This window comes from Streptosporangium sp. NPDC051023 (assembly GCF_040689595.1).
Taxonomy (GTDB): Bacteria; Actinomycetota; Actinomycetes; order Streptosporangiales; family Streptosporangiaceae; genus Streptosporangium.
In genome coordinates this window covers 171,388-195,351 of record NZ_JBFBCE010000003.1, presented here as the reverse complement: position 1 = coordinate 195,351, position 23,964 = coordinate 171,388, and the positions used below count along the sequence as shown (strand labels likewise).

Sequence of the window (23,964 nt, the reverse complement as noted above, 5' to 3'; positions counted from 1 at the left end):
CCGCCTCCCTCCTCACCGTCGTACCTTCTCCGTCGGCCCTCACCGTCGCGCCTTCTCCATCAGCCTTTACCGTCATGCCTTCTCCGTCGGCGGCGAGGGTCAGCCGGTTTCGGCCCTGGTCCCGGTGAGCTCGTCGACGGCGGTGTAGAGCCGTCGCGCGGCGGCCTTCTTGGCGTCCGTCGTCGCCATGGCGTCGCGCAGGGTGACCAAGGTCTCGCCGTACAGGGTCACCACGTTCTCCGGCACATACGCCTTGCCGCGTAGCTGCCCGAAACGGCTCTCCAGATGGGAGGAGCTGATGCTGCTGTTCCAGCGGTCGAGGAACTCCCGATACGCGGGAGAGTAACGGTCGGTGTCATTCTTGCGCGCCTCGAAGCGCATCCGGTGTTTCTCGCGTTTGTCGTTGGTCACATGGGTGACGAACACGCCGAGGCCGACCCCCAGGAGGCTCAGCAACGAGGTCACCAGGGCGACGACCATCGCGCCCGCCTCCGGGTCGCCGGCCTTCGCGCCCTTGGGCGGCACAGCCACCTGGTCCTCGATCCCGCCCGCGCGGGCGGTGACGACCACATGGGAGTTCTCGGGGTCGTCGATGGTCAGGCGCACCACCGTCGACTGCTTGGCGGGCAATGCGACACGGTCCGCGGCCACCACGACCTTGCCGTCGTTCCACAGCTCAACCCGGAGCCTGTCGATCGGGGCGCCGGTCACGTTCCGCACGGTGGTGACCACCTGCGCGTTCCTGTCCCCCCTCCGGACGAACGCCTCCACGCTGATCGTCCCGGACGAGCCCGGCTCGGCCCAGACGGGCACAGCGGGCACGACCGGGACGGCGAAGGCGAGGACCCCCAGGAGTACGGCCGCGGCCGCCCGCCGTACCCGCCTCACAGGATGGCCTGGCGCAGCTGGACGATGAGCACCTGGCGGTCCTGCGGCTCCATCTTCGCGAACGTCTCCATCCAGGGGCGCAGCCGCCGATTGGTCTCGCGGTCGATGTGCAGTTTGATCGTCAGCTCCGTGAGGAACCGCAGGAACAACTCGGGGGGGAGGTCGGCGCCCTCCCTCGCGAGGCGGTAAACCAGCTCCTCCCGCACCGAGGGGGAAAGCTCACCGGTGACGTCCATGAAGACGTCGACGAGCCGCCGGACCTCTCTCGTGCCCGGACTCTCCGGCTTCGCCCGGTTGGCTACGCGCCGCAGGAGAAAGGTGGACGCCGCCGCCGTCCCAGCCGTCAGCCCCGTGATCACGGCAGGCAGGACACTACCGAGGACGCTCGCGGTTTGGTCCCTGGCGAGGAGGTTCACGACGAAAGAGGAGGAACCCAGAAAGGTGACCCCGAGAAGCAGCCATCTCACCTCCCTCCCCCTCACCGACGGCGAGTCCTTCACCGAAACCGTCCCGGACGGGCTCTCCTTCTCGTCGACGAGTCTGTGGAGGTGCCTGAGCTCGGCCTCGCGTTCCTGGAGTCTCCGCCTCAGCTGCCGGCGTTCGGTGATGGCGCGGCCAAGACGCTCCTCGACCTGTCTCTCGACGTCCTCCTCGAGAGCGACCTGGCGTCTGGTGACCTCGTCGAGGGAGGTGGTCAGCTCGCGGATGACCGGGCGTGCCGCGAGCAGCGGCACATAGCGGCAGGCACCGGCCTCGGCCAGCGCGGTGACGGCCGCCGCGGTGTGCTCGACGCCGCTGCTGCCGTGTTCCCGCTCGCCGCCGGTCCAGCCCCCGTCCGAGCGCTGCCGCGAACGGAGCAGGTCCAGCCCCTCCTCGAACAGTCCCGGTTCGCGGTCTGCGTCGGTGGCGAGCGCGCGCAGCACCAGGGTCAGGGCATAGGTGCCCGAGAGCGCCGCAGACGCCCAGCCGTCCCTGAGCAGGTGGGAGCGCAGGTGGTCAAGGCCGGGCTGGACCACCCGCTTGACGGCGCGGTCGTGCCGCCAGGGGGCGAGCGCGCGTACGGCCAGCGAGGTCACCGGCAGCGACTCCTCAGGCAGGCCGGTCCTGTGCCATCCGTCCGCCCCCTGGCCCCTGCGGACCAGCTCGTCCACCCAGGGACGGGCCCGTGCCCTGTGCTCGTCCGGCCAGGGCTCGGCGGCCAGCACCGCCTGGATCAGGGTCAGGGTGGAGACCCGGTCGCCGTCCACGTGCTCCAGGGCCGCGTGCAGGGCCGATCGCAACTCATCCGGATAGCGGCCGTCGATGTCCTGGTCCGCGGTGGCGAGGATCAGCAGCCCGACGGCGTCCTGGACGGTGGTCGGCGGCTGCTCCGCGTAGTGCTTGTGAGCCCAGGCGGCGACGCTGGTGACCAGTTCGCCGATCTTGGGGTGTCGCAGGGTCTGCAGCGCGCCGATCACCTGGGCGGTCACCTGCAGGTTGGCGGGAACCCCGGGGTAGTCGCCCCACCCCTCGCCCTGCTTCCTGGCGGACCACAGGAACTCGGCGGCCCTGCGCAGGTCCGCGGGGATCAGGTGCTCCTCGGCCCCGGCCAGCCGCTCGAACCACGTGCCGGTGCTCACTCCGGCTCCATCGAGATCTCCAGGGCGTAGCGGCGGACGGCGTCGGGGACCAGGTAGCGCCCCCCGGCGCTCACCCGGACGGTGTCGCCGACCCTGTCCAGGACGCCCCTGAGCGCCTCCGCCACCGGCTCAAGCGCGTTCACCGGAACGTCGGTGTAGAGCTTCTTCGCCAGTTCAAGCGGGGTGAGCGGCACGTCGTGCGTGGCCAGCTCACGCAGCGCCCTGCGCTCCGAACCCGTGGACTGCGCGCACAGCGCCTTCGCCGCGTCGAGCTCGAACTGGTGCAGGGAGACGAAGGTCTGGCGGAAGGTGTCCGTGGTCGCGACCTCGGCCTCGTCCGCCTCGGTCCGGTCGTACACCTCGTGCGCGTAGGAGATGATCCGGTCGGGCAGTCCCTCCGCGACGCGGCCGATGAGGCCGATCACCTCGTCGTCGAAACGGATGGCGTTGTCCTCGAGGCGGCGTGCGACGCAGCGCCGGGCCTGGGCGGGAGTGAACGAGCCAAGCCCGACCCCTCCGACGAAGAGGCGGGCCGCCCCCATGTCCCGGTCCGCCGCCGCGGCGATCTCCTCCAGCTTCAGCTTGCCCGCGCGCACCGGGTCCCCGTGGTCCTCGGCCAGCCGGATCGAGAGCACGACGAGGTACTCCTGGAGCTCCAGCAGCGCGCTCTTCAGGGCCGACAGCGCGTACGGTTCGATCCGCTCGCCCTCGTCGACGCACAGGACGAGATGCCGGAAACCCAGCTCGGCGACGACGTCCCTGACATAGGCGAGGTCCTGCAACAGGTGGTCGTTCTGCAGCCGCTCGGAGGTGGGCAGCTGGAACGGCGAGTCACCCACCTGTCTCCACTCCGCGACGAGACGGGGCGCGCTGGCCACCTCCGTGTGAACCTCGTCGATCTTGCGAAGCAGCTTCTCGAACATGGCGAGGATCTGCTGCTGCGCGCGTACGCCTCCGTCCAGCGCGACCCTGACCGCGAGGACGCCGCTCTTCTCCCTGGCCATCTCGACGAGCTTCTCGAGGTAGGAGGTCTTGCCGCGGCCGTTGACACCGGCGACGTAGAGATGGGCGGGTTCTCCGTTGCGGAGCGCGGTGAGGGATCGGGTGAAACGCTTGAGCTGGTCGTCCCTGCCGACGAAATACTTACCGGCGGCCCCTTCACGGAATGGGTTCACCGGCTCCAGAGCATCGGACAACGCACTGCCTCTCGCGCACAGCGGAACAATGTGCGCACACAATGGCACATTCTCCTGCACGTTATCGGCAAAACCAAGAATGACGCGCGACATGTGAAAGATTCGTAACCTGGGGCCCTAGATTCAGGACATCAGGCGACGTCAGCGGGCCGGGCGACAGACCGTTCCCAGGAGGACGCGCACCCCAACGACCGTACCTTCGACGTCATCCGCTCCCGAAAAATAGACGTGATACAACAATTTTCACTTTCATCGCGAACATCGTCTCGGGGCCCTCGCCCACCACCGGCAAACCGTGGCGAAACCCATCAACCCCTCACCTTTGACCCGTCCCTCTTGTCGCACCATCAGAGGTGAGCGGATGGCGAGATTCCCGCGCATCCCCCACAGAAGGACGGCCGTTTCCGCACATGCCCGCCCTACGGTGCGCGGCTTCTTGCTGAAGGGCGCGCACCAAGCCGAGATCCTGCGCGCGACCACCATCGTCAAGGTCCGCGACGCGGGACTCGGGTGCCCGCCGCGGCCAGGCGGACGCCGATGTCCGCTGACAGGGTGACGGCCGATCACCCGTGTGACGGACGCCCTGCCGGGAGGTGCCTGCCTAATCTTCTCGACATCGGATCACACCGGGTGATCCGGACGACAGAAAGGCAGGGATACGCATGAGCAAGACGCGTACCACGCTCGACGACATCGCGGCTCTCGGTCCCGAGCTCGACGAGGGTCAGCTCCTCCAGGTCAACGGTGGCGTGCGGAGCCAGGTCATCGTGATCCACAACGGTCACAGCCACACCTCCGGCGACAGCTGATCGATCCGCCGCGGGGGCGCGGGCACCGCGCCCCCGCACGGGGAGCCGTAGCGATGATTCTCGTGCTGACCTCCGAGGGAGACGACCACGCCGAGCAGGTGGTCGACCTGCTCACGACCGCGGGCGCGGACGTCGTCGTCTTCGATCCCGCCCGCTATCCGACCCGCGCGACCCTGGAGATCGGCCACTCAGGGGACGGCTCGACCCGCCGGGTGCTCGACACCGGTGAGCGCAGAGTCGCCCTGGACGAGCTGACCTCGCTCTGGTACCGCAGGCCGCTGAACCCGGTCGCGCACTCCCGGGTCACCGCCCGCGACTACGTGGAGGAGGAGTGCCGCGTCATGGCCGAGAGCCTGTGGGACAGCCTCGACTGTCTGACGCTTCCCGCCTCGAAGGCGGTCCTCGACCGGGCGGGGCGCAAGCCGTACCAGCTCGAACAGGCCAGGCTGCTGGGATTCGACCTTCCCGCGACGCTGATCACGACCGACCCCGAGAGCTTCCTCGACTTCTACGACCGCCACGAGGGGCGCGTGATCACCAAGCCCGTGCATGGCAACCGGCTCAAGGCCGACGGGGAGTGGCTCGGCCGGTTCGCGGCGCCCGTCTCCCCCATGGACGTGGCGCACGCGGACGCGCTGCGGTTCTGCCCGGTCATCGTCCAGGCCTACGTGCCCAAGCGGGTCGAGGTACGGGTGACCGTGGTCGGACGAGAGGTCTTCGCCGCCGAGATCCACTCCCAGGTGAGCAACCACACGCGTTACGACTGGCGGCACTACGATCCGGGCGCGACCCCCATCCGGGCGCACGAACTGCCCGCGGAGATCTCCGCGCGGTGCGTAGCGCTGGTCGAGCGGCTCGGGCTCGCCTACGGCGCGATCGACCTGATCCTCACCCCCGAGGGGCACCACGTCTTTCTCGAGATCAATCCGAACGGCCAGTTCCACTGGATCGAGGCCGCGACAGGACTGCCCATCGGCGTGGCGATCCGTGACCTTCTCATGAGCGGGGTGAAGTGATGGTGGACGGCCGGACGCTCGCGGACGCGCTCGCCCTGCTCAGCGGCGGTACGGCGCGGCGGGACCTGGACGGGTTCAGGGCCGATCACCCCGACGTGCGAATACGGCTGGTCAGCCAGCGGGAGGAGTACGACGGATCGCTCCAGCACGCCCTGCTCATCAAGGACCGTGACGGCGCGACCGTCTCCCTGTCGTGGTGTCCCGACCTGGCGCTGCCCTGGCCGCTGCGCGGCGTGCATCGGGCCGGCGAGCACCTGCTGCTGCGGGTCAACGGCGTCGAGACGCCGGTGGCCAGGGCCGTCGCCTGTCTGGACTTCATCTGGGACGAGAGCAGGCTGGCCGACCGCCTGGTGACGGACAGCCTGGTGCGGGAGGCGATGCAGGAGACCTCCGAGCCGCTGACGGACGCCGAGCTGCAGGAGGCGATGAACGCGTTCCGGCGGGCACGCGGGCTGCTGACCGGCGCGGAAACCCTGGCCTGGATGGACCGCAACCGGATCTCCCACCACGAGCTCGAGGAACTGGTCGCGGCCGAGGCGTCGGTCGCGCGGCTCCGCTCGCGGATCGCCGCGGAAGGTGTCGAGGACTGGTTCGCCGAGCACGGCCGCAGCCTCGACGTGGCCCGTGTCGCGCGGGTCGTGCTCACCCCCGGGACCGTCCTGCCCGACCCGGGCCCCGGTGGGTTCCTGGAAAGCGTCGAGCGGGCGTTCGCGGACGGCACGGCCGTACCGGGCGAGGTGTTCGCCACCCTGCGGAGAGAGGAACTGGACCGGGAAACGGCCGACGCGGTCTTCGCGGTCGAGCCCGGGACGGTCGTCGGCCCCTTCCCCACGGAGCAGGGTGACCTGATGGTCAAGGTTCTCTCCGTCGAGTCCGCCATCCTCGATGACACCACCCGTGACCTGGCCGAGCGAAGGATCTTCGCCGACTGGGTCGAGCGGCGCAGGAGCACGGCGAAGATCGAGTGGTTCTGGGGTACGGCCGAGCAGACCGGCGGTTGAGACCCCCTCGCCTCAGGAAGACCTCGGGGAGATCCGGGAAGACCCGGGGAGACCTTGGGGAGACCTTGGGGAGACGGAGCCCACCGTGGGAGACACGCGGGCGGGTCCCCCGGTGAAGGCGGACGCGCTCCCCGGAGAACGCGGGGCGGGCTCCAGGGGAGAACGCGGGGCGGTACGAAAAGGAGAGCACGGAGGAAGAAGACAGCGAGACCTCTTCGGTGCATGCTTGACGCGACCGTGTCGCGTGTTCTGAGGCAGGACGCCGTTCCCGATCGAGGCGTCCGCCACGACAGGCCAGGGAGGACGGCCTGTCAGACCCGCCACCGGCCCGAACGGGCACCGCGGTTCGACGTGGAGACGTGGAGACGTGGAGACGTGGAGACGTGGAGACGTGGAGACCGGCGGGACGTGAGACAGGCGAGACGGACCAAGGACCAGGCACCCGGGACCGGGCACCGCGATGAGGAGAATCGGATGACGCTGCTGACCGTCTGGGCCGACGAGGATCCGGACACCGTGCTCACCAGGACCGAGGACGCCGAGGAGATCGCCGACGCGCTCAAGCCGTTCGGGGTGCGCTTCGAACGCTGGGAGCCGGTCAAGGAGCTGCCCGCGGAGCCAACCTCGGACCAGGTGCTCGACGCCTACCGCGACGACGTCGACCGGGTCGTGCGGGAGGAGGGCTACGTGCTGGTCGACGCCGTGCACATGACGCCGTCCGACGATCCCGGATGGGCGGACAAGGCCGCGCAGGCCCGGCAGAAGTTCCTCTCGGAGCACACCCACGCCGACGACGAGGACCGCTTCTTCGCCCGGGGCGCCGGGGTTTTCTACCTGCACATAGACGGGAACGTGTACGCGGTGCTGTGCGAGGCGGGCGACCTGCTCAGCGTGCCCGCGGACACCACGCACTGGTTCGACATGGGCACCCAGCCCGACTTCGTGGCGATCCGGTTCTTCCACGACGAGGACGGCTGGGTCGGCGACTTCACCGGTAACCGGCTGGCCGACGACTTCCCCGACTTCGACACGCTGATGGCCACCCGGTGAGCGTTCCCGGCCCCGCGTCAGGGGCTTCCACCGGGAGCCCGTGACACCTGTCAGCCTGGCGGCCGCTGGGCGGATTCCGGCTGGGACTCGGTGCGCCGTCTCAGCTCGGCGTTCAGACGCAGGGCCTCGTCCAGCTGGTCCTCAAGGACGATGATGCGACAGGCCGCCTCCAGCGGGGTGCCCTGGTCGACCAGCCTGCGAGCGCGAGCGGCCAGGCGGAGCTGGTAGCGGGAGTATCTGCGATGGCCACCCGCCGAGCGAAGTGGTTCGATCAGCTTGGCGGTCCCCAGGCTGCGCAGGAACGCCGGGGTGACGCCGAGGATCTCCGCGGCCCGTCCCATGCTGTAGGCGGGATAGTCGTCGTCGTCGAACTTGTCGGACAGCGCTGATCGAGCTGGTTCCATCGCACCTTCCATGACGCGTGTCAGGGCCCCGGCGCGCACAAGCACCGGGGCCCAAAGAGTTCAACACCAACTACCGGCTATCTTGCCGGTTTTCCTACGCCGCACACACCCTCACGAAAGGCGGAGCGTGCGGGATTCGCGTATGAGTAACCGGAGACCACCTTCCAATCCGTGGGACTGCGGTACCCGCGCAGCGAAACCGAACCGCGGCGGGTGGTCGTCGTGGCGTTCAACTCCCCTTTCCTCTGTCTTGCTTTCGTCTGGCACTGCTACGAGCGCCCTGGGAGCCGCTCGCACGCCGGCGGCGTGGCCCCGTTTCCTGCCGGGCCCCGCACGGCCGACGATCCCGCGTCACCTTCACGCGGGCTGTTCGATATCTGTCACATGCGACTTGCTCTGCTTGTGACATCACAAAGGCTACTCACGCCAGAGTCGAATGTCTACTGTCAACACAACAGATTTTCGCCTGCCGTACCACGTCATCGCAGGTCAGCACGGCTCAGCCTGCCCCCCGCTCATCCCACCCGCCCTCCACGGGATCGGAGGGACGGCTGAAATGTCGTACCCCTGCGAGATGATCGCCACCAGGCCAGGAAACCCATACAGGGAGAAGATCATGGCACCGCGGTTTCAGCTGACGTTCGACTGCGCCGACCCGGATCGGCAGGCGCACTTCTGGGCCGAGGCACTCGGCTACACGATCGAGGACCCGCCCGCCGGCTTCGAGACCTGGGACGCCTACTGGCGCAGCGTCGGCGTGCCCGAGGAGGAGCTCGACGGCGGCGACGACTCCATCGTCGACCCGGACGGCGCAGGTCCGCGGATCTGGTTCCAGAAGGTGCCCGAGGGCAAAGTGGTCAAGAACCGCATCCACTTCGACGTGAACGCCGGAGGCGGCCGTAGCGTCCCGCTGGCGACCCGCAAGGAGCGGGTCGAGGCCGAGGTCACCAGGCTCGTCGCCCTCGGCGCGACCAGGCGTCACACTCTCGGCAGCGGGCTCGACCACTACGCCGTGGCGATGGTCGACCCCGAGGGCAACGAGTTCGACGTCCACTGACTCCTCTCCCGCCCCGCCGAGGCCTTCCCCGAGATCTTCCGGCCTCCGCCGACGATCCGGGAAAGCCTGCGGATCCGAGATCGGAGCGCGCTCGCTGTCATCTCCGGCACGCTGAGCCGCGTCCTCACTCCGGTCGACACAGAGCACTCCTATGCCGTCACAGAGTTCGGAGGGGTAGTGAACCTGTTCGTCATGATCGAGGAAGACGACGCCGACCTCCTGCGTGACCTGGCCTCGTGGCTGGAGGAGGATCCGGATCTGCGGGGACGAGTGGACCTCCTCGAACGCGCGCCGGACCCCGGCGCCCTGGGGCCGGTCACGGAAGCCCTGCAGGTCGTCCTGGGCTCGGGCGGCGCGGGCGCCCTCGCCGGGGTGGCGATCGCGTGGCTCCGGCACAGAACGGGCGACGTGAGCGTCAAGTTCACCCGCACCAGGGGCAAGGTCGACGTGGAGATCAACGCTCGTCGAGTCAGGGAACTGCGCTCGACAGAGGTGGACGCCCTCGTCCGTGGGATCACCCTTGCACTGGAGCAGGAGGCCTCCTCACCCCCCGATGACGACGCGCCCCGATAGGCACCGGGGAACCCGGCCGCCTCAGGACGATGGCCGATCCGGAATCACGGCCTCACGACCTCGACCGGCCCCGTCCGTCTCAAGATCTTCCTCGACTCGCCCGCCGCCGAGGGACAGGCTGGCCAGCAGGCCGACCGCGAGGAAACCCGCCGCCCCGAACGCCGCGTAGCGGGTGCCGACCGCGAAGGACTCCCTGGCCGCGACCGCGATCTGGGGAACGCGGGACAGGCCGGCGATGGCTGCGCCCGCGCTGCGCTGCACCGCCGAGACGATCTGCTCGCGCCGCGCCGGGTCCAGACCGTCCATCTGGCTCAGCCGGTGGCCGAGATCGGCGCTCAGACCGGCGAACAGCAGCGTGCCGAGTACGGCGATGCCGAGCGCGGAGCCGATCTGCCTGACCGTGCTCTGGGTTCCCGATCCCTGGCCGCTGCGCTCGACCGGGACCTCGGCCAGAACGACACCGGTGAGCTGGGCGGTGGCCAGCCCGATGCCCATGCCGTAGCAGAACAGGAACGGCACCGGCAGCGCCCACGGGGTGTCCGCGGAGACCACGAGACCGAGCCCGGCGATACCGACGATCTCCAGCAGCAGGCCGAGGCGCACGACGAACGCCGGACCCCTGGACCGGGACAGGGGGGAGGCGAAGGCACTGGCCGCGAAGGAGCCGACCGCGAGCGGCAGCAGCGCGACCCCCGTCTGCAGCGGCGAGTATCCGAGCACGAACTGCATCCACAGCGGCAGCGCGAACAGCACCCCGAACTCGCCGAGGCTGACGATCAGCGCGGCGATGTTGCCGTTGCGGAACGAGGTGATGGACAACAGCGACAGGTCGAGCAACGCGACGTCGCCGCGCCGGTTGCGGGCCCGCTCGACCAGCACGAAGGCGGTCAGGGCGAGCGCGGAGGCGGCGAAGGCGATTGGCACGGGAGAGATGGCGAGCGGCCAGTCCCAGCCGCCGACGGCGAAGGGCTCGATGGCCCGCCACCAGCCGTAGACCCTCCCCTCGACCAGCCCGAACACCAGGAGGCCGAACCCGAGGGTCGACAGCACCGCGCCGATCACGTCGGCCCCGCGCCGGGTGTCGGCCTCACGGGACTCGGGAACGAACGCCAGCACGCCCGCCACCACGGCGACGGCGACGGGAATGTTGATCCCGAACGCCCAGCGCCAGGACAGGTCGGTGGTGAGCCAGCCGCCGACCAGCGGCCCGAGCGCGGCCATCCCTCCGATCGTGGCGCCCCAGACGGCGAACGCGGTCGCCCTGTCCCTGCCCCGGAACCCGGCGTTCAGCAGCGACAGCGTTGTCGGGAAGATCATGGCTCCGCCGACCCCCTGCACGATCCTGGCCCCGACGAGCATCGGCCCGCTGGTGGCCGCCGAGGCCAGCAGGGACGTCACCGCGAACAGCGTGACCCCGGTCAGCAGCAGGCGGCGCCTGCCGAGGCGGTCGGCGAGACGGCCGAAGGTGAGCAGGAGCGCGGCGAAGACCAGCGCGTAGGACTCCTGGACCCACTGCGCACCCGTCGAGCTCAGCCCGAGATCGCCGATGATCTGCGGGACGGCCACGTTGGTGATCGTCACGCTGGAAATGATCATTGCCACGGCCAGCGCGATGAAGGCCAGTCCCGCCCATCGCGCCCGGCCGTTCACCCCCACCGCCTGCGACGATGCCGTCACGCCCATATGACCTCCTCCTGACTCGAATACTAAGTACCCTTAGCTTCATTCGGATAGCGTGGCAAGGAGGTTTCATCCGGACATCAGAAAACGGAGTTTTATGGACGATCACGCGTCCTGGGCGACCGGTCGCCTGCTCCTGGTCGCCGCGCGCCTGGTCGAGCGCGAGTGGAACGCCCTGCTCGCCGAACGCGGCCTGACCCACGCGGGTTTCCTCACCCTGAACGCCCTCGGCGACGGCCCCAGGACCCAGCGGGAACTCGCGGCCCGCACCTACGTCGAGGAGCAGACGATCCGCCCGGTGCTCGACCGGCTCGAACGCGACGGCCACATCGTCCGCGAGCGCGACACGGCGGACCGGCGCCGGGTGCTGGTGACCCGTACCGAGCTGGGCGAGCGGACCTACGCCGAGGTCATGATGGGCGACTCGGCCGAACGGATCATCACCGACCGGGTCGACGACCCGGAGACGCTGCGCGCGGAACTGATCCGGCTGATCACCGGAATCCGCGATCGGTGAATAGATGCGGTACCGGTTGACCCGGTGGTCATATGGATGGAAGGCACCGATCACGCCGCCTTCGCGCTATTGATAACCCGGCCACAGTCTGGCAATAATCCCCAAACCACCAAATAAATCCCCTATTTCCAACCGGTAGCCCACCGGCAGCGAATAAAGGACCTGTTATATCAACTTTTGATATAACTCAATGAAATCCCATGGTTGAATGGCCGCCGAGTTCGATCGGCCTTCCTCAGCCGTCCTCAGTGGTCGCGCGGTGGCTGGGCGTCGAGGGCGTCCTTGACCGTGGCGAAGATCGGGATGCGCGTCGCCAGCCCGGTGATCCAGAGGATGCGCGTGGCACCGCGTTCCGCCCCCACCAGGGCGAACCAGCCGTCCTGGTCGGTGGCGCGTCTCCAGCAGGTGACGATGAGGCCGACCGCCCGTGAGTCCAGCAGGTCGAGGCCGGACAGGTCCAGGATCAGATACGGGCCGAAGGCGGCGAAAACCTCGTCGAGGAAAAGACTGGCGGGGGCGTGGAGCGCGTGGTCGAAGGCCCCGTTGATCACCACGACCCCCGCCGTGCCCCCGTCCGTCGCGGACAGCTCCGCCTCGGACGTCTCCAGGTGAAGATCCGACATCAGCCACGCCGCCCGGCACGTGCGGTGACCTCGGTGATCTGGGTGACCATGAGGCAGGTGTCGTCGGTCTCGTTACCCGGGACGATGGCCTCCATCGCCGCCGCCAGCCGGTCGGTGGGAGAGGGCCGGAGCGCCTCGGTCAGAGCATCGCTCATAAGGTCCAGTCCCTCGTAGATATCACGGCCACGTCTCTCGATGAGGCCGTCGGTGAACATCACCAGGAGGTCGTCCGGCCTGAGCCGTACGGCGCCGCAGGTGTAGGCGGCATCCTCGAAGACCCCGAGCAGGACCCCGGGGTGGAGCAGGCGCTCGATGCGGGCTCCCCTGGCCAGGAGCATCGGGGGATGACCGGCGTGCGTCCAGCGCAGGGTGCGGTCGGCCGTGCTGTAGCGGGCCACGAGGGCGGTCGCCAGCACGTCGGGCCGTAACCTGCACAGCAGGCGGTTCAGCGCGGTCAGGATCTGCGCGGGGTCGTGTCCGGCGAAGGCCAGGCCGGTGATCGCGTGGCGCAGCTTCGCCATGGCCGAGGCCGCGGCCAGCCCGTGCCCGGCCACGTCGCCGACGGCGAGCAGCACGTCGCCGTCGCCGAGGTCGATCACCTGGTACCAGTCGCCGCCCAGGTACGCCACCGTCTCCGCGGGCTGGTAGCGCGCGGAGACCCGCAGCCCCGGCAGGACGTAGGGCTCGGTCTGGACCGGCATGATGATGTTCTGCAGGTGGGCCGTGAGCCGGTTCTCCTCCTCGAGGAGCCGGTTGGCCGTGGCGAGGTCGTCGGCCGTCCTGCGCCAGTCGGTGACGTCCTGCACGACGCCGTAGATCTCCAGCGGCCTGCCCGCCGCGTCGTGGGTCGCCTCCGCCGAGACGCGGATGTTCCTGAGGCCGCCGCCGACCCTGACCCGCACCTCGAACTCGTGGGGCTCGGGGCTGCGCGCCCACATCTCCGTCGCCCGCTCGATGACCGCCACGTCGTCGGGGTGGACGAGCGTTGAGTAGTCCTCCAGCGTGAGCGGGCCGTCCGCGGGGTCACGGCCGTGGATGAGATAGAGCTGCGACGACCAGACGATCTCTCCGGTGACCAGGTTCCAGCGCCCCCAGCCGAGGTTGCCGAGGCGTTCGGTACGGGCCAGTCGTGCCTCGAAGCGCTGCCCGACGTCGTCGCGGGTCCAGGAGTTGAGCAGTCCTCCGGCGAGGCGCGCGATCCGCAGGCTGTACGAGGAGCGGTGCGGAACGCCGTCGGTGTCCTCGACGTGCTCGTATCCGCTCAGGCACTCGGACGTGCCGGTCTCGACCACCCGCAGGAACGCCTGCCAGAGCGGGGTGCCGACGACCGAGGGATAGGTCTGCCTGGTGCTCACGCCGACCAGGTCCGCGCCCCGCCTGCCGTGGATGTCCTCCGCCTCCGGGGTCGCGGCGAGGTGGAGGAAGTCGACGATCGTCCCCGACTCGTCGCGCAGGGGTACGGCCCAGCTCGCGCAGCCCGGCATCACGTCGAGCATGGCCTGCACGTTCACCGCCACGGCGCAGAGGCCCGGATCGGCGCTGAAGAGACCGGGAGCAACGCTGGAAAGGCCGGGGTCGGCGGTGGAGAGGCCAGGATCGGTGGTGGAGAGACCGGGAGCGGCGGTGGAGAAGCCAGGGCCGGCCGCGGCCGGGAGTCTCTCGGGCCCCTCGCGGGGATGGGCGCCGTCCACGGCCCTGGCCAGGAGGTTCGCCCCGCCGTAGGGCAGCACGCCGGAGTCGTTTCCTGATTTCAGGATCGTGTCCTTCCGCATGGCCGTACGTCGGCGCCGGGAGCCGGGCGGGGGGAGCCCGGCATGAGCATGTCAGATCGTGAAGTACACGCGGATGGTGGTGCCACCCGCGCCCGTGTGGATGCGGACGAGATCGCTGAGCAGATTGGTGACGAGCAGGCCGCGGGAGCCCCGCTGCCGGGGGTCGACCGGCCTGCGTCCCACGAGAGGGTCGGCGATGTGACCCGCGTCCCTGACGTCCGTCACGACCTGGCCGTCCTCGGTCCAGATGCGTACCACCCCGCCTCCTCCGCCGTAGTCAAGGCTGTTGGCGGCGAGCTCGCTGGCGATCAGCCGCAGGTCCTCGAGCCGCTCGCCGGAGAGCCCGGCGCGGGAGGCGTGCCCCGCGACGAAGTCGCGCACCTCGGCGAGGTCGTCGGCGCCGAAGCGGAACGCGGCGGCGTCCAGCGGGTCGGGCAGCGGCCTGTTGTAGTCCTGGATCACCCGTTCGGGCGCGTAGGCGGCGCTGAGGCGCAGGCCAGAGTCGTCTATCAGGACGGGGTGGGTCATCTCCGCGTCCTTGACGACCTCGGGTTCCAGCCCGTCGACGTCGTACGGGCACAGGATGGTGACCTCGCGTCCGGGGAACGCCAGGTTGATCAGCGCCTCGTGCTGGACGCAGGCTGGATACTCCGTCGCCGACCGTCCCGGCCAGATCGGCTCGCCGACGATCCGTACCCGGCGGTCCGTGTGGAGGTCGGCGAAGGCGCGCAGGATGCCGGGGATGATGCGTCCGGGGTTGCGGCCCGCCTGCGTCATGTCGATGAAGCGCACCTCGGAGGCCGCCGTGCCCAACCGGCTCCACAGCAGCCGCAGGTTGCGCTCGGGAACGGCGACGGCCACCGGCTCACCGGCGGCCAGGCCGCCGCGGATGAACGGCAGGGTGGCCTGGAGGTACTCGTGGTCCCCCCGGTAGAACAGCGCGGGATGAACGAATGGGTCCAGGTCGGCCGACGCGGTGTCCATCATGTCTCCACTTCGATCGGAGAGGGGAACGACCCGATCAAGGCGAGTACGGACCTCAGACAGTGGGGCGGGTGATGCAGGACCACCCTTTTCCCCGAGGGAAGGCTGTGCGCGGCCTCCGTCAGCAACCATGTTCCCCGAACGTCGATGAACATGAGGTCGGAGAGCTCGAGGTGCATGTCGCGGCCGACGACGACCAGCCCCTCCAGCGCGGCTTCCCAGGGCTTCCTGGTCGTGCGGTCGATCTCACCGCTCACCCGGAGACCGGGGGGTGTCTGGAGCGGGATGATCCGAAGGACGGGGGAGTGCCGCTCATGAACGCCGGGCGTGGAGAAGGCCGATCTGGCGGCTGGAGGCGGCCTGGGCGATCTCTGCTCTGGCCGAATTGCCATGGCGACGGTCCCGAAGTAGAGGATGAACACAACCAACGTACCCCTTGCCGTCTTTTGAAGCGAAGCAGATGAGTGTCAACGTCCTCAGGAAAGCGGTCCCGCCTGATGCTTCCCGACATTTCCCCCTGACTGCCGACCGTGGTTCTCTCCATGCCGCCCATCTCGGCCCCCCAATCGCCTCCCGGCGTTTTTCTCACCGCAGGCACGGATTTCGGTCTGCCGCACGAGCGTCATATGCGACAAAATTACGGCTATGCGGATCCTGATCATTGGTGGAACCCAGTTCGTCGGACGGCACATCACCTCGGCGGCGATCGCGGCCGGGCACGAGGTCTCGCTGCTGCACAGAGGACGGACAGGATCGGACCTGTTCCCCGATGCGGAGCACCTGACAGCCGACCGTAACGCGGACCTATCACTCCTGAACGACCGGAAATGGGACGTGACGATCGACGTCAGCGCCTATCTTCCGGCACAGGTCGACTCCCTCGCCGACGCGCTGTCCACGCAACGGTACGTCCTCATCTCCAGCACCGCCGTCTACACCACTCCGTCCTCCCCCGGCTTCACCGAGGACTCGCCGCTGGCCGAGATCGACGGCCCGGCCCCTCAGACGGTGACCAACGAGACGTACGGCGCGCTGAAGGTGCTGTGCGAGCGGACCGCGCACGCCAGGTTCGGCCGGGGAACGCTGATCGTACGGCCGACCTACGTGATCGGCCCCCACGACCACACCGGCCGCTTCACCTACTGGGTCAACCGGATCTCCCGGGGCGGCGAGGTCCTCGCCCCCGGCGATCCCTCGGACCCGATCCAGGTGATCGACGGGCGTGACATGGCCTCCTGGATCGTCTCCATGCTGGAGAGGCCGGAGAGCGCGGGCACCTTCCACGCGGTCAGCCCCGCCCCGCCGTTCTCCTTCGGCGACATGCTGGAGACGATCATGGCCGAGGTCGCACCGCCCGGGACCACCCTGACCTGGGTCGGCCAGGACTTCCTGCTCGCCGAGGGCGAGGACGGCACGTCTCTGCCGCTGTGGTCGGAGGGCGACGGATGGATGGCCGTCAACACCGCCGACCCGGCCGCCGCCCGCGCGGCGGGACTCGACCCACGCCCGCTGCGCCGGTCGGTGCGTGAGATCCGCGAGTCGGAGGCCACGTTCTCGACGGACGTCACGATCACCCCCGAGCGGGAGGCCGAACTCCTGGCCAGGTGGCACTCCCGCTGACCCACCTCCGCCGCGTCTGGCTGCGAGCCGTACGGCCGGGCGGGAAGGCGCGCACCGCAGGCCGTACGGCCGAGCGGAGGCACGAATCGCGGGCCGTACGGCCGGCGAGAAGGTGAGGAACGGCGCTCTTCGGCTCAGAGCGGCGCGGCACGACCGGACGGGCGGGATGAGGCCAAAAGGCGAACCGCGTGACCCGGGCCCCCTCCAGCCCCAGGTCACGCGGCTCCGTCCACCGTCCAGCGTGGAGTAAGAACGGCCGGACGACCGGAGCCTCAGCGCTCCGATGACGTGGATTCGGAGCACTCCCCCCGGCGGATTGGTCCGGCCGCATCGGATTCGGCTCCGGCTGCAGGTCCGGTGGCCCCCCGGCGACAATCCCACGAACAAGGGCATAAATCTGAGTGAGTGAGCCACTCACTCATATAGGGTGATTCACGTGATATCCACCTCTCCACGCGCCGCCCCGCTTCCACCGGACGAGCGACGCGCCGCGCTCATCGCCTCCACCCTGGCCCTGGTGCTCGCCGAAGGCCCCGACGTGAACACCCGGCAGATCGCCCAGGCGGCCGGGGTTGCGGAGGGGACGATCTTCCGCGTCTTCGCCACCAAGGACGAGCTCGTGTACGAGGCCGTCTCCAGCGCCTTCGACTCCTCCCCGCTCGTGCACGACCTGACGGCCATCGACCGCGCCGCTCCCCTGCGGGCCCGGCTCGTCGCCGTCGTCGAGATCCTGCGGAGCCACACGGCACGCATCTTCCGCCTGATGGACGCGCTGGGAGTGGAGAAGGCCGCCGAGCTCGACCGCGAACGCAGGGCTCGGCTCGCCCAGGAGGCCGGCGAGACGAACTGCGCGACCACGCACGATCCGCGCATCATCGTCCGCCAGGCGATCGTCAACCTGATCGACCCCGATCGCGACCAGCTGCGGTGCACGCCCCATGACGCCGCACGACGCCTGCATCTGATGACCATCGCGGGCAGCCACCCCAGGCTCGTCGAGGACGACCCGCTCTCCCCCGCCGACATCGTCTCCACGCTGCTGGACGGGATCCGCCTGCGCCCCGAGGACGACACGGCCCGCCCCGCACATCGGGACACCTCCCACCTGGAGCCTCCCGCCCCCGGCACCTCGGATCCGGACGCCCCGGCCCCGGGCGCCCCGAACCTCGACACCCCACGTGGAGATCCCCCATGCTGACCCGGCTGCTACGCATCTACCTGCGGCCCTACTCATCGGCCCTGATCGCCGTGGTGGTACTACAGCTGGTCGGCACCATGGCCTCGCTGTATCTGCCCAGTCTCAACGCCGACATCATCGACCGGGGCGTGGCCACCGGCGACACCGGCTACATCCTGTCCTCGGGGGGCTGGATGCTGGCCGTCTCCCTCGTGCAGATCGGCTGCTCGATCGCGGCGGTCTACTACGGCGCCCGCGCGGCGATGGGATTCGGGCGGGACGTCAGGTCGGCCGTCTTCCACCAGGTCGGCGGTTTCTCCGCCAGGGAGATCGCCCATTTCGGAGCACCCTCGCTGATCACCCGCAGCACCAACGACGTGCAGCAGGTCCAGATGCTCGTGGTGATGACCTGCACGATGCTGGTCTCCGCGCCGATCATGTGCGTCGGCGGCATCATCATGGCGCTGCGGCAGGACATCGGCCTGTCCTGGCTCATGCTGGTCTGCGTCCCGGCGCTGCTGATCTCGATCGGCCTGGTCATCTCCCGCATGGTCCCCCAGTTCCGGGCCATGCAGACCAAGATCGACACGGTCAACCGGGTGCTGCGCGAGCAGCTCTCCGGCATCCGCGTCGTACGTGCCTTCGTCAGGGAGCGTGAGGAGACCCGCCGGTTCGCCGAGGCGAACGAGTCGCTGACCGGGACCGCGCTGCGCGTCGGGCGGCTGACCGCGCTCATCTTCCCCATCGTCATGCTGATCCTCAACGCCTCAAGCGTCGCCGTGCTCTGGTTCGGCGCGGGCCGGGTGGACAGCGGCGAGATGCAGATCGGCGCGCTCACCGCCTTCCTCATGTACCTGATGCAGATCCTCACCTCGGTGATGATGGCCACCTTCATCTCGATCATGATCCCGCGGGCCGCGGTCTGCGCCGAGCGCATCGGCGAGGTGCTGGACACCGAGTCGTCGGTGGCCCCGCCCGCCGACCCCGTACGGCAGGTGCGCTCCCGTGCCGAGCTGGAGCTGCGCGACGTCGAGTTCCGCTACCCGGGCGCCTCGGCACCGGTGCTGTCCGGCGTCTCGTTCCGTGTCACCGCGGGACAGACGACCGCCGTCATCGGCAGCACGGGGGCGGGCAAGACGACGCTGGTCTCCCTCATCCCCCGCCTCTTCGACGCCACCGCGGGCACGGTCTCGGTCGACGGTGTCGACGTCCGCGACCTCGACCCCCAGATGCTCTGGACCCGCATCGGCCTGGTGCCGCAGAAGCCGTACCTGTTCACCGGTACCGTCGCGAGCAACCTGCGCTACGGCAACCCCGACGCGACCGACGAGGAGCTGTGGGAGGCACTGGAGATCGCCCAGGCCCGCGACTTCGTCGAGGCGATGCCCGAGGGGCTCGACGCGCCCATCACACAGGGCGGCACGAACGTGTCAGGCGGGCAGCGGCAGCGGCTCTCGATCGCCAGAGCGCTGATCAGCAAGCCCGAGATCTACCTGTTCGACGACTCGTTCTCCGCCCTGGACCTGGCCACGGACGCCCGGCTGCGCGCCGCCCTGCGCCCGCACACCGCCGAGGCCGCCGTCGTCATCGTCGGCCAGCGGGTCTCGACCATCGCCGACGCCGACCAGATCATCGTCCTCGACGACGGCGTGATCGTCGGCAGAGGAACCCATGACGAGCTGCTGGATTCCTGCCCGACGTACATCGAGATCGTCGAGTCCCAGCTGACCACCGAGAGGGCGGCATGAGCGGCGACCGACCCATGACGACCACACGCCCGCGCCCTCCCGCGGGAGGCAGCCCCTTCGGGCGGAGTCCCTTCGGGGGCGGGATGCCCGCCGAGAAGTCGCTGACCTTCGGCCCCTCCATGCGGCGGCTGATCCGGCGCCTGGCCCCCGAACGCCCGAGGATCCTGGCGGTGATCGCCCTCGCCGTGATCAGCGTGGCCTTCGGCGTCATCGGACCGAAGATCCTCGGCCAGGCGACGGACCTGATCTTCAGCGGGGTGATCGGCAGGCGGCTTCCCCAGGGAACGACCACCGAGCAGGCGGTCCAGGCCGCCCGCGCCTCGGGCAACGACAATTTCGCCAACCTGCTCGCCCGGATGGACGTCGTCCCCGGTCAGGGCATCGACTTCGGCGCGCTGGCCAACGTTCTCGCGTGGGCCCTCGCGCTCTACGTCGCGGCGGCGGTCTTCAGCTGGCTGCAGGGGTACCTGCTCAACGACGTGGTGCAGAGCACGGTGTTCCGGCTGCGCTCCGACGTCGAGGACAAGCTGAACCGGCTTCCCCTGCGGTTCTTCGACGGCCAGCCGCGCGGTGAGCTGCTCAGCCGGGTCACCAACGACATCGACAACGTGTCCCAGACCCTGCAGCAGACGCTGAGCCAGCTGCTGACCTCGCTGCTGACCCTGGTCGGCGTGCTGGCGATGATGTTCGTGATCTCACCGCTGCTCGCGCTGATCGCCCTGGTGACCATCCCGGTGTCGACGATCCTCACCAGCCAGATCATGAAGCGCTCACAGAAGCTGTTCGTCGCGCAGTGGGCCCACACCGGCACCCTGAACGCCCACATCGAGGAAGCGTTCAGCGGCCACGAGCTGGTGAAGGTGTTCGGACGCAGGCCCGAGGTCGAGGAGGTGTTCCGCGGCAGGAACGAGGAGCTGTTCAAGGCGAGCTTCGGCGCCCAGTTCGTCTCCGGGATCATCATGCCGACGATGATGTTCGTCGGGAACCTCAACTATGTCGCCATCGCCGTCGTCGGAGGCCTCAGGGTCGCCACGGGGGCGATGAGCCTCGGCGACGTGCAGGCGTTCATCCAGTACTCCCGGCAGTTCACCCAGCCCCTGACCCAGGTCGCCTCGATGGTCAACCTCCTGCAGTCGGGAGTGGCCTCCGCCGAACGGGTCTTCGAGCTGCTGGACGCCGAGGAGCAGGCCCCGGACCCCGCAGATCCGGTGCCGCCGACCGTACGGCAGGGCCGCGTCGAGTTCGAGCGGGTGTCCTTCCGCTACGAGGAGGAACAGCCCCTCATCGAGAATCTGTCCCTGGTCGCCGAGCCCGGGCACACGGTCGCGATCGTCGGCCCGACCGGCGCCGGCAAGACCACCCTCGTCAACCTGGTCATGCGCTTCTACGAGCTGGACGCGGGCCGCATCACCCTCGACGGCGTCGACATCACCGCGATGCGCCGCGATGACCTGCGCTCGCACATCGGCATGGTGCTCCAGGACACCTGGCTGTTCGGCGGGACCATCCGCGAGAACATCGCCTACGGCAACCCCCAGGCGACCGAGGAGCAGATCCTGGCCGCCGCGCGGGCGACCTACGTCGACAGGTTCGTGCGCTCCCTGCCCGACGGCTACGACACCGTGATCGACGAGGAGGGGAGCAACGTCAGTGCGGGAGAGAAGCAGCTCCTCACCATCGCCCGCGCCTTCCTCGCCGACCCGTCCCTGCTCATCCTCGACGAGGCCACCAGCGCGGTCGACACCCGCACCGAGGTCCTGGTGCAGCATGCCATGGCGGCCCTGCGCTCCGACCGCACCAGCTTCGTCATCGCCCACCGCCTGTCCACCATCCGCGACGCGGACCTGATCCTGGTGATGGAGGCGGGAAGCATCGTCGAACAGGGCACCCACGAGGAACTCCTCGCGGCGGAGGGCGCCTACCACCGGCTGTACTCGGCCCAGTTCGCCGGAGCCCTGGTCCCCGGCGAGGAGGAGCGGGTCTCATCGTAAGAGGCACACGATGAAGGTCTCCTGAAGGGCGCCGGAGGCCCACGCCGTACGTCACGAGCGAGACGAACCAACGAGCCGGGCGGCGGTCACCTCATGTGTGACCGCCGCCCCGATACGGGTGACGGGCGATGGCGGGCGATGGCGGGCGATGGCGGGCACGGAACGACCAGGGGCGCACGCATGTGTCCTGCGCCGGTCAGTCGTCTCCGATTCCCGGCAGCACCGAGAAAGAGGTCAGTCGGCGCAGCGAGCGACGCGTCCCACGAATGTCGAGGTCACCGGTGGCGGTGACCTCGAGCCCGGTCGCGTGCGCCTTCACCGCCAGGTTGTAATCGGACTCGTCCAGCTCGACGCGGAACCTTCGCGCGTCTCCTGTGTCGTCGTCCACACCTTGGATGACCGCCTCTCCCTTCCCGTACTTTCCAGCGCGGAACAGGCGGACCACCAGGCCGATGACCGTGACTGCGGCTCTCGGCTGCTTCGTGCGCAGGAAGTCCGCGGCTTCGCCCAGGATCCTCTGCTGCCCAGGAGTGATCTTCAGACGGGTGGGCTCGTGGGATCCGGAAGCGAGCGGGGATTGTGAGAAGCGGATTTGATACACATCGTGATCCGGCCCACCCAGAAGGCTCAACGCCTCCAGCTCGGTGGCGTTCGGGGAAAGCTGACCGTATTGCCCAAATGACGACAGGGGTTTGTCCCCTTCACCGACCTCGCTTGCCAGGCGCTGCGCCCGCTGAGCGGCGGCGAGCATCCTGCTCGTCACTTTACGTCCGAACGGCTGGGGTGGGATCTCGATCAGTGGCTCCTGGTCGCTCCCCGCGCCGGCCGGTCCCTCCGTGTAAATGTCCACCAGTGGAAGGGTGAGGGAGAGGACGAAACTCCCCGGTTGAGTGGAGATACGAGCTTGCGCGGCGTATGACTCCGCCCGTTGTGGACGACGAGGAGGAAGGACCAGATAGTCGGCGTCCACGGCCGTGGCCGATGCGACGACGTAATTCCGCAGCGCGGATATCGCCGAGTGCGCCAGGAACAGCGGAGCCTCTCCGGATGGGGCATCCGGCGTCAGCCGTACGGACACATTGTCCGCGCCGCCGAAGGCCATGTCCGCGGAGATCTCCTGCGGAAGACGACGCTCCACGTAGGCGAGTGTTCTCAGTGCCTCGCTCACGCGCTCGGCATAGTCGTGAACTTCCTGTCTCGCGGGAAGAACGATCCGCATGACCATTTCTTCCTCAGACGGCTCGGGACGCCACAGCATGGTCCGACCGTCGTCGTCCTCAAGAGTCCACCCCGCACCCCGCAGGTAGGCGACGAAGGAACTCAGGCGGGGGATCTTCGCTTCCGCCTGGCCAGGTGTGCCGTTCGATCCGCTCACTACTGCCCCCACGCGTCGACGTCCGGAACGGGGGTTGACCTGCGAATCCCGTAGGTCCTGAGCATCAGAAGAAGTCCGGGACCATCCAGGGTGTTACCCGCGGGAAGGTTAACGGTCTGGGTCTTGGAATTGTCCGACGCCGCCGACCCTTCCAATGAGACCCAGGATCCACGCCCGACCAGAAGCGTTCCGTCATCATGGAGACGCACATGCTCACCGTCCTTCGATAAGCCGATGACAGCGAGCACCCTTCTGATCGAGTGATCAGCCCGTCGCAGCACATCATAGGTCTCGATGTCCAGGTCATAGCGGTAATCGCCGTCGGCCGACCGGCGAAGATCCACCGTGGTCTTGACTTGAACGAGAACGGCAGGGTTGTACGTTCCTTGGTCTACTCCACGCAGAAAAAGCTGAACGTCCGCTTTTTGCAGATCCAGAGTGGTGGGGCGCCCATGAAGCAGGCCACTACCGGCAGCGACCACCTCAAGCCACGCTTCCCCGAAGTCACCCTGCAGAGTGTTCCACTCCCGCTCTCGCCCAGAGACCATCGCGCCTCAATCGTTTTAACCAACCAGGAAATCCGCTTGGCCGATGATATAGACACGCCTCTAATCTTTGAGGAGCAATTACCCTATAGTAATTAGAATCACGAACATCCCCTTAGTAGCCATTTTTCCCTTTCGGTGGCCTTCACCAAAGGGAGGAGTCATACCGAGCTGCGCGGGCCCGTTGCGATGCTTCCTCGCGCCGAGCCTCGACAGAGGAAAGAAGACAGCCGGTAGGACGACATGCGACCCGGTGAACGCCGGCGGTCACTCCGCTGGGACGTATCCGGTGAATCATGATGGGCGGCCGGTCAGTAGG

Annotated in this window: 22 protein-coding genes; 11 read left to right on the top strand and 11 right to left on the bottom strand. The window is 68.7% G+C overall.

All coding sequences use genetic code 11. From position 1 onward, the window contains the following. Nucleotides 1-99: 99 nt before the first annotated feature. The 3 genes from AB0395_RS03465 to AB0395_RS03455 are packed head-to-tail and all read right to left on the bottom strand — an operon-like array spanning nucleotide 100 to nucleotide 3,682. A complete protein-coding gene (locus AB0395_RS03465) occupies nucleotides 100-888 on the bottom strand; it encodes a hypothetical protein (protein ID WP_366276516.1) in 789 nt (262 codons plus the stop codon). Then, nucleotides 885-2,507: a hypothetical protein gene (locus AB0395_RS03460; RefSeq protein ID WP_366276513.1), complete on the bottom strand. Its 1,623-nt coding sequence runs from the start codon at nucleotides 2,505-2,507 to the stop codon at nucleotides 885-887. Before AB0395_RS03460 ends, AB0395_RS03465 begins: the two co-directional genes overlap by 4 nt. Then, complete coding sequence (locus AB0395_RS03455; RefSeq protein ID WP_366276510.1) at nucleotides 2,504-3,682, bottom strand: ATP-binding protein; 1,179 nt, start codon at nucleotides 3,680-3,682, stop codon at nucleotides 2,504-2,506. The genes AB0395_RS03460 and AB0395_RS03455 overlap by 4 nt, the downstream gene beginning before the upstream one ends. A 683-nt stretch (nucleotides 3,683-4,365) precedes the next feature. Here AB0395_RS03455 and AB0395_RS03450 point away from each other — a divergent pair. From AB0395_RS03450 to AB0395_RS03435, 4 genes are all read left to right on the top strand, one after another. Beyond that, on the top strand, nucleotides 4,366-4,512 hold the full coding sequence (locus AB0395_RS03450) for a hypothetical protein (RefSeq protein ID WP_366276508.1): 147 nt from the start codon (nucleotides 4,366-4,368) through the stop codon (nucleotides 4,510-4,512). 53 nt (nucleotides 4,513-4,565) lie between these two features. Further along, nucleotides 4,566-5,528: an MvdC/MvdD family ATP grasp protein gene (locus tag AB0395_RS03445; RefSeq protein WP_366276507.1), complete on the top strand. Its 963-nt coding sequence runs from the start codon at nucleotides 4,566-4,568 to the stop codon at nucleotides 5,526-5,528. Beyond that, entirely contained in the window at nucleotides 5,528-6,529 is a 1,002-nt protein-coding gene (locus AB0395_RS03440; protein WP_366276505.1) for a TIGR04500 family putative peptide maturation system protein, read from the top strand. The genes AB0395_RS03445 and AB0395_RS03440 overlap by 1 nt, the downstream gene beginning before the upstream one ends. A 474-nt stretch (nucleotides 6,530-7,003) precedes the next feature. Beyond that, nucleotides 7,004-7,579, top strand: a complete 576-nt coding sequence (locus tag AB0395_RS03435) for a cupin (RefSeq protein ID WP_366276503.1) — start codon at nucleotides 7,004-7,006, stop codon at nucleotides 7,577-7,579. 50 nt (nucleotides 7,580-7,629) lie between these two features. On the opposite strand, the gene AB0395_RS03430 is transcribed toward AB0395_RS03435, so the two are convergent. Further along, on the bottom strand, nucleotides 7,630-7,983 hold the full coding sequence (locus AB0395_RS03430) for a MerR family transcriptional regulator (protein WP_366276500.1): 354 nt from the start codon (nucleotides 7,981-7,983) through the stop codon (nucleotides 7,630-7,632). 616 nt (nucleotides 7,984-8,599) lie between these two features. Here AB0395_RS03430 and AB0395_RS03425 point away from each other — a divergent pair. Together AB0395_RS03425 and AB0395_RS03420 are read left to right on the top strand one after the other, a co-directional pair. After that, nucleotides 8,600-9,040, top strand: coding sequence for a VOC family protein (locus AB0395_RS03425; RefSeq protein WP_366276497.1), 441 nt, complete (start codon nucleotides 8,600-8,602; stop codon nucleotides 9,038-9,040). Between the two features lie 177 nt (nucleotides 9,041-9,217). Beyond that, nucleotides 9,218-9,613, top strand: coding sequence for a hypothetical protein (locus tag AB0395_RS03420; protein WP_366276496.1), 396 nt, complete (start codon nucleotides 9,218-9,220; stop codon nucleotides 9,611-9,613). A gap of 21 nt (nucleotides 9,614-9,634) precedes the next feature. Here the strand turns inward: AB0395_RS03420 and AB0395_RS03415 are convergent, their stop codons facing one another. Continuing rightward, the gene (locus AB0395_RS03415) at nucleotides 9,635-11,296 is read right to left on the bottom strand and encodes a DHA2 family efflux MFS transporter permease subunit (RefSeq protein ID WP_366276494.1); all 1,662 of its coding nucleotides are present in this window, start codon (nucleotides 11,294-11,296) and stop codon (nucleotides 9,635-9,637) included. A 94-nt stretch (nucleotides 11,297-11,390) separates the two neighbouring features. Between AB0395_RS03415 and AB0395_RS03410 the strand changes: the two genes are divergently transcribed. Further along, nucleotides 11,391-11,810, top strand: coding sequence for a MarR family transcriptional regulator (locus tag AB0395_RS03410; RefSeq protein WP_366276493.1), 420 nt, complete (start codon nucleotides 11,391-11,393; stop codon nucleotides 11,808-11,810). Between the two features lie 245 nt (nucleotides 11,811-12,055). On the opposite strand, the gene AB0395_RS03405 is transcribed toward AB0395_RS03410, so the two are convergent. From AB0395_RS03405 to AB0395_RS03390, 4 genes are read right to left on the bottom strand one after another with little or no spacing between them, the layout of a single operon-like run. Further along, a complete protein-coding gene (locus AB0395_RS03405) occupies nucleotides 12,056-12,433 on the bottom strand; it encodes an STAS domain-containing protein (protein WP_366276492.1) in 378 nt (125 codons plus the stop codon). Continuing rightward, complete coding sequence (locus AB0395_RS03400; RefSeq protein ID WP_366276489.1) at nucleotides 12,433-14,205, bottom strand: SpoIIE family protein phosphatase; 1,773 nt, start codon at nucleotides 14,203-14,205, stop codon at nucleotides 12,433-12,435. Before AB0395_RS03400 ends, AB0395_RS03405 begins: the two co-directional genes overlap by 1 nt. A gap of 51 nt (nucleotides 14,206-14,256) precedes the next feature. After that, complete coding sequence (locus tag AB0395_RS03395; protein ID WP_366276487.1) at nucleotides 14,257-15,192, bottom strand: sensor histidine kinase; 936 nt, start codon at nucleotides 15,190-15,192, stop codon at nucleotides 14,257-14,259. Further along, a complete protein-coding gene (locus AB0395_RS03390; protein ID WP_366276484.1) occupies nucleotides 15,189-15,446 on the bottom strand; it encodes an STAS domain-containing protein in 258 nt (85 codons plus the stop codon). Before AB0395_RS03390 ends, AB0395_RS03395 begins: the two co-directional genes overlap by 4 nt. Nucleotides 15,447-15,834: 388 nt before the next feature. Here AB0395_RS03390 and AB0395_RS03385 point away from each other — a divergent pair, with 388 nt between their 5' ends. From AB0395_RS03385 to AB0395_RS03370, 4 genes are all read left to right on the top strand, one after another. Beyond that, entirely contained in the window at nucleotides 15,835-16,809 is a 975-nt protein-coding gene (locus AB0395_RS03385) for an NAD-dependent epimerase/dehydratase family protein (protein WP_366276483.1), read from the top strand. Nucleotides 16,810-17,245: 436 nt separating this feature from the next. Beyond that, nucleotides 17,246-18,007: a TetR/AcrR family transcriptional regulator gene (locus AB0395_RS03380; protein ID WP_366276482.1), complete on the top strand. Its 762-nt coding sequence runs from the start codon at nucleotides 17,246-17,248 to the stop codon at nucleotides 18,005-18,007. After that, the gene (locus AB0395_RS03375) at nucleotides 18,001-19,734 is read left to right on the top strand and encodes an ABC transporter ATP-binding protein (RefSeq protein WP_366276480.1); all 1,734 of its coding nucleotides are present in this window, start codon (nucleotides 18,001-18,003) and stop codon (nucleotides 19,732-19,734) included. Before AB0395_RS03380 ends, AB0395_RS03375 begins: the two co-directional genes overlap by 7 nt. A gap of 14 nt (nucleotides 19,735-19,748) precedes the next feature. After that, nucleotides 19,749-21,725 (top strand): ABC transporter ATP-binding protein, encoded by a 1,977-nt coding sequence (locus AB0395_RS03370; protein ID WP_366276477.1) that lies wholly within the window; start codon nucleotides 19,749-19,751, stop codon nucleotides 21,723-21,725. A gap of 196 nt (nucleotides 21,726-21,921) precedes the next feature. Here the strand turns inward: AB0395_RS03370 and AB0395_RS03365 are convergent, their stop codons facing one another. Together AB0395_RS03365 and AB0395_RS03360 are read right to left on the bottom strand one after the other, a co-directional pair. Next, a complete protein-coding gene (locus AB0395_RS03365) occupies nucleotides 21,922-22,983 on the bottom strand; it encodes a hypothetical protein (RefSeq protein WP_366276475.1) in 1,062 nt (353 codons plus the stop codon). Between the two features lie 116 nt (nucleotides 22,984-23,099). Beyond that, nucleotides 23,100-23,648 (bottom strand): DUF4365 domain-containing protein, encoded by a 549-nt coding sequence (locus AB0395_RS03360; protein WP_366276472.1) that lies wholly within the window; start codon nucleotides 23,646-23,648, stop codon nucleotides 23,100-23,102. Between the last annotated feature and the right edge of the window lie 316 nt (nucleotides 23,649-23,964).